Source organism: Synechococcus sp. R8-2 (genome assembly GCF_047461715.1).
Classification (GTDB): Bacteria; Cyanobacteriota; Cyanobacteriia; order Thermostichales; family Thermostichaceae; genus Thermostichus.
This window is the reverse complement of the sequence record NZ_JANSHQ010000199.1, coordinates 1-5,769: the sequence shown is the minus strand read 5'-3', so window position 1 is coordinate 5,769 and position 5,769 is coordinate 1. Positions and strand designations below refer to the sequence as shown.

Here is a 5,769-nt window from a genome sequence, read left to right as displayed (position 1 = left end):
GGTTCTCCAGGCGGTTCCAGCGGAACTTACCATCCTTGATCAACACTTGCAGCAGCCGTTGGCGAATACGCGGCGATTCATCCGTCAGCAGGCGCTTGGCCACATAGGGATAGGCCACACCGACGATGCGGAACTGGGGATAGAGGCTGAGGGCTACTCCCTCTTGGGTCACCAAAGAGCGGATCACCAGAGCAAAGTGGGAGGGCACCTGAAAGGGGTAGCGGTACATCAAGTCGGAGAACTGATCTGTGGCCGTTTTGAAGTTAAAGTTGACCACCTCTTGGGTCAGCACGTCTGCCAGCACCTTTTCCAAGGCGGGGATCAGCTCTTGGCGGCCGACATCCGACTGCAAAAAGCCCAGATGAATAAAGTCATCGATCAGGGCGTTGTAGTCGCGATCCACCAGGTGAACCAGAGCATCCACCAAGTACTCCTTCATTTCCTCGGTAAGCTGATCCATCATGCCGAAATCGATGTAGGCCAAGCGACCATCGGCCAGGGCGAACAGGTTGCCCGGATGGGGATCCGCGTGGAAAAAGCCGTATTCCAGCAATTGCTTGAGGGCAGCAACCACCCCGATGCGCACCAATTGTTTCACCTCCAGGTTGGCTGCTCGAATGCGCTCCACATCCGTCAGCTTGATGCCGTCGATCCACTCCAGGGTCAGAACCCGGCGGGTGCTGTAAGCCCAAAAGATGCGCGGCACGTACACATCCGGATCGTCGCGGAAGTATTCGGCGAAGCGCTCGCAGTTTCGCCCTTCGTGCAGGTAGTCGATCTCTTCAAAAAGCTTGCGGCCAAACTCATCCACCACCGCCGTCAAAGTACTGCCCAGGTTCAAGGGCAGCCAGGGGCCCAGCCATGTCGAGGCCCAGCGAATCAGGTACAGATCCAGGCTCAACTGCTCTCGCAGATGGGGTCGCTGCACCTTCACCGCCACCCATTCGCCGCTGTGCAACTGCGCTTTGTAAACCTGGCCCAAACTGGCAGCAGCCACCGGCTCTGGAGAGATCTGGGCAAAGATCTCGGCAATCGGACGGCCCAACTCGGATTCGATGCGGGCAAATGCTTGCTCGGAAGGAAATGGCGGCAGTTGATCTTGCAGTTGGGTGAGTTCTTCTAGGTAGTCTTTGCGCACCAGATCGGGGCGGGTGGAGAGGGCCTGCCCCACCTTGATGAACGTTGGCCCCAGGTCGGTGAGCAGCTTTCGCAACTGCACCGAGCGCCGTCCCACATTGCGATCAGTGTGTCCCCACAGTTGATCCCAGCGCAAACAGAGGACAAACCACAAGAAAGGCCAGAGAATGGCCAGCGCCCGACCGATCACTTGGGGCAGGCGCCAGCGGTAATAACGGCAGATCAATTGCGGATCGTAAACTTCCAAAGCGGCAACGGATGAAATTCTACTAAACACACTCCAGCGATCTCACAGTCTTTTGTTTTAAAGCTCTCGGTATCCATCTTAACAGAAAAAGCCTCGCCGTTTCTGCGCAAGGGCCTGTCAGCCCCATCCTGCCCCCTTCTCGGCCAGGGCCGGCCTGTTTCCCCCTCAAATGATGGTGTTGTCCGGGATCACCGAGTCTTTGATGATGGTGACGATGCCGTTGCTGATCCAGATCCCTTCCTCTTCCCGCTGCGCTTCGGTGACGTGATCCTTGTTGAGGATGCGGACATTGCGCCCAATGCGGGCATTCTTATCCACGATGGCGTTGACAATGTGAGAGTTGGCCCCGATGCCCACCGGTGGGATCCCTTCCTCCAGCCTGGCCTGCCGCTCTTCTGCCGACTCGTAGTAATCGGCTCCCATCACCAGGGTGTTTTCGATGATGGTGTTGGCCTCCAAGCGGCTGCGAATGCCGATGATGGAGTTGCGAATTTGGGCGTTTTTGATGATGCAGCCATCGGCGATCATGGAGTTGACGATCTGGGAGTCGAGGATTTTGTTGGGGGGCAAAAAGCGCGGGCGGGTGTAGATGGGCATTTCGCTGTCGAAGAAGCTGAAGGGCGGGTTGGGCTGCTGCACCAGTGCCAGGTTGGCCCGGTAAAAAGCCTCGATGGTGCCGATGTCTTCCCAGTAACCCTTGAAGAGGTAGGCTTGCAGATGGTACTTGCCGATGGCTGCCGGCAGCACCTCTTTGCCAAAGTCGGTGTGCTCCTTGACTTTGAGCATCTCGATCAGAGCTTCTCGCTTGAATACATAGATGCCCATGGAGGCGATGTAGGGCTTGGCTTTGGCTTCTTCCGGGCTGAGGCCGAGGGCTTGGGTGTCCACCTGACAGGCTTTCAGCAGATCTCCTATTGGCTTTTCCTTGAAATCGACGATGCAACCGTTCTCGCCAAGCTTGAGCAAGCCAAAACCCGAGGCCACTTTTTCTTCACAGGGGAGCACCGCCAGCGTCACATCGGCCCCAACCTGCCGGTGATGCTGGATGAAGGGGCGGTAGTCCATGCGGTAGAGGTGATCCCCAGATAGGATGAGGAAGTCCCGCGGCTTCCAGGAGTCCATCAGCCAGAGGTATTGGCGAACGGCATCGGCGGTGCCTTGGAACCAATCGGGATTGTCAGGGGTTTGTTGGGCCGCCAAAACGTCCACAAAGCCGCCTGTAAAGGGAGACAAGCGGTAGGTGTTGACGATGTGGCGGTTCAGAGAGGCAGAGTTGAACTGGGTGAGGACGTAGATTTTTTCGATGTCGGAGTTGATGCAGTTGCTGACCGGGATGTCGATGAGGCGGTATTTGCCGGCCAGGGGCACAGCGGGTTTGGCGCGGCGCTTGGTCAGGGGATAAAGTCGGGTGCCACGCCCACCTCCCAAGATGATCGCCAGTACATCGCGCATGGTTGTCCTCCACCAGGCTACACCCAATAGCATAGACTGCTGCGGGGCCACCTAAACGGCTGTCCTGTCGGATCTGGCCGGGCTGCTCGGAAAGGGGAACAAGTTGGCAAGACAGAATGCAGGGAGAGCTGATGGCGCGCATCCTGGCCTTTACCAACAACAAAGGGGGCACCGGCAAGTCCACCCTCTGCGTCCACGCGGCTCAGTTGACGGCCCAGCGGGGATACCGAGTTTTGCTCATCGATCTCACGTCCCAGGCCACCGCCAGCAGTCTCTACTTGGAAGAGGCCGGATCCTTGCCGGCACCGGAAACGGTTTGGGCCAGCTTACACCCGCAACACCAACGTCCTCTGGAAGAGGTGATCTACTGCACCGACAAGGGGGTAGATGTGGCGCCCTCCCACAGCACCATGGCGGAAGTGGCGGCCCAACTGGCTGCTGCTGGAGAGATGGGGCAGAATCTGTTGCAGCGCCAACTGGATCCCTTGCTGCCGGACTACGACTTCATCTTTCTCGATACGCCGGGAGAACTGAATGCCCTCACCGCCAATGCCCTGCGGGTGGCCCAGCGGGTGTTGATCCCGACACGGCTCAACCGCGCCGATTTCTCCTGCACGGAAGTAACCTTGCGCTACATTGAGGCCCTGAAAGGCCAGCTCAGCCACGCCCGCGCCATTTTGACAATGCTGGATGACCGCTATCTGCCGGGGGGCATTTGGTCGGGATCCCATACCGGGCAATTGTATGTGCAAGCGCAACAGATTTTTGCGGATGTGCTTTCACCCGTTACTATTCCAGATAGCAGCGATTTGCGCATTGCTTTTGACTACGGCTTGACGGTGATGGACTATCGGCCTGGGTCGGCGGTGTGTCAGCGGCTGCTACAGTTGGTTGAACGCGAGGTGCTCTTGTGACTGGATCTGACCGTAGCCTCTTTCCTTCGTCGGGGGAAACTTCCCGCCGCTCTGGCGGAATTCGGCGCAAGGCCAGTGCTAAAACCAGTTCAGAGCCCACCTCCGCAGAGTCTACTCCCACAGGCGAGGAGCCGACAACGATGTCTTCTCAGTCTCCCCCAGAACCAACCCCAGAATTGCCGGAAATTGCAGCCCTCAAAAGCCAACTGGCCGAAGCTCAACAACTCTTGCAGGACTACCAAAACAAAGTCTCTGCCCTGCAAGCTCAATTGCAGCAGGTTACTGCCCATCGGGACGAATTGCAAAAGGCGCTGGCGCAGTTGCAAGCGGTTGCGGACGAGCGGGCCAAAACCATCCAGGAGTTACGGAAACCCAAAGAGCAAGCCCCCATCATTCAGCCCAAACCCCAATCCTCGCCTCTGCACGCGCAAAAGAAGATCATGAATCGGCCCATCTTCGACAATGTATCAGCCACTGATGAAAGCATGCCTCCCTATCTGCTGGATTGACTGGGATGGAAGGGATCCCTGAGGGTGTGAGCCTGGATGGGGTCTCCACCTGTTCTGCTCCCTCCTGTTTTCAGCCCGACCTGTGCTTTCTTCCCCACTTTCTGGGGATCTGGGATCCGATAGTTCGATAGTTGGATATTGGATTGGATAACCTTTGTTCTCAGTGCCCTTCTCATGAGCCAATCTCCATCGACTCTCCCTTCTGGTGATGCCATTCCGCCCCACGGGGGCACCCTGATCAACCGCATTGCCCCGCCTGAGCAGGCGCAGGAGCTGCGTTCCAAAGCCGAACATTGCCCCATCCTCTATCTCGACGAGCGGGCCCAATCGGATCTGGAGATGATCGCCATTGGGGGCTTCAGCCCGCTAACGGGGTTTATGGGGCGGGAAGACTACCAGGCCGTTCTGGAAACGATGCACCTGGCCAATGGCTTGGCTTGGTCGCTGCCGGTCACCCTGCCGGTCTCCTCAGAAGTGGCAGCGGGTCTGAAAGAGGGGCAAATGATTGCCTTGGCCAGTGCCGAGGGCAAGATCCTGGGCCTACTGGAGCTGACGGAGAAATTTACCTACGACAAAACCCGCGAAGCCCGGCAAGTTTATCGCACCACCGATGAGCAACATCCAGGGGTAAAGGTGCTCTACGAGCAGGGATCCGTCTATTTGGCCGGCCCCGTCACCCTCCTGCAGCGGGATCCCCACCCTCTTTTTCCGGCCTACCAGATTGACCCGGCCCAATCGCGGCAACTGTTTCGGGAAAGAGACTGGAGAACCATTGTAGGCTTCCAAACCCGCAACCCCATCCACCGCGCCCATGAATACATCCAAAAATGTGCCTTGGAGATTGTGGACGGGCTATTTTTGCACCCGCTGGTGGGGGCTACCAAAAGCGACGACATTCCCGCCGATGTGCGCATGCGCTGCTACGAGGTGTTGATCGAAAAGTACTACCCCAAGGAGCGGGTGATCTTGGCCATCAACCCTGCGTCGATGCGCTACGCCGGCCCCCGCGAGGCTATTTTCCATGCTCTCATTCGCAAAAACTATGGCTGTACCCATTTCATTGTGGGGCGGGATCACGCCGGGGTGGGGAACTACTACGGTACCTACGATGCCCAACACATTTTCGATGAGTTCCAGCCGGGGGAGCTGGGCATCATTCCCTTGAAGTTTGAACATGCTTTCTATTGCACCGTCACCGGCACCATGGCCACGGCCAAGACCAGCCCCAGCCAGCCTCACCAGCGCATTCACCTCTCAGGTACCAAGGTGCGGGAAATGCTGCGCCGCGGTGAAGTGCCCCCGCCGGAGTTTTCTCGACCAGAAGTGGCCCGGCTGCTGGCCGAAGCCATGCGAGAGCGGGGTTAACCCTGGGAATCTCCCTAAGTGGCAGTCAAAAAGGGCCTGGGACAGACCAGACCCTCTGTATTGAAAGTTGTATTGAAAAAAAGTTGTATTGAAAGTTGAACTTGAACCAGATTCCAGTCGAGTATCAGCTAGAAATCGCAGGAGC

At 57.5% G+C, this 5,769-nt stretch carries 5 protein-coding genes; 3 read left to right on the top strand and 2 right to left on the bottom strand.

The window, feature by feature from the left end:
• Both NW819_RS05385 and NW819_RS05380 read right to left on the bottom strand, forming a co-directional pair.
• On the bottom strand, positions 1-1,414 hold a 1,414-nt coding region (locus NW819_RS05385), incomplete at its 3' end, for an ABC1 kinase family protein (protein WP_414413123.1).
• Between the two features lie 135 nt (positions 1,415-1,549).
• Complete coding sequence (locus NW819_RS05380; protein ID WP_414388059.1) at positions 1,550-2,836, bottom strand: glucose-1-phosphate adenylyltransferase; 1,287 nt, start codon at positions 2,834-2,836, stop codon at positions 1,550-1,552.
• A 131-nt stretch (positions 2,837-2,967) separates the two neighbouring features.
• Between NW819_RS05380 and NW819_RS05375 the strand changes: the two genes are divergently transcribed.
• The 3 genes from NW819_RS05375 (at position 2,968) to sat (ending at position 5,624) form a co-directional block, all read left to right on the top strand.
• Positions 2,968-3,750, top strand: a complete 783-nt coding sequence (locus NW819_RS05375; protein ID WP_414413122.1) for a ParA family protein — start codon at positions 2,968-2,970, stop codon at positions 3,748-3,750.
• Between the two features lie 140 nt (positions 3,751-3,890).
• Positions 3,891-4,259: a hypothetical protein gene (locus NW819_RS05370; RefSeq protein ID WP_414413121.1), complete on the top strand. Its 369-nt coding sequence runs from the start codon at positions 3,891-3,893 to the stop codon at positions 4,257-4,259.
• Between the two features lie 174 nt (positions 4,260-4,433).
• Positions 4,434-5,624 carry a sulfate adenylyltransferase gene (gene sat, locus NW819_RS05365; RefSeq protein ID WP_414413120.1) on the top strand — a complete coding sequence of 397 codons (1,191 nt, stop codon included), beginning with the start codon at positions 4,434-4,436 and terminating at the stop codon, positions 5,622-5,624.
• The last annotated feature ends 145 nt before the right edge of the window (positions 5,625-5,769 follow it).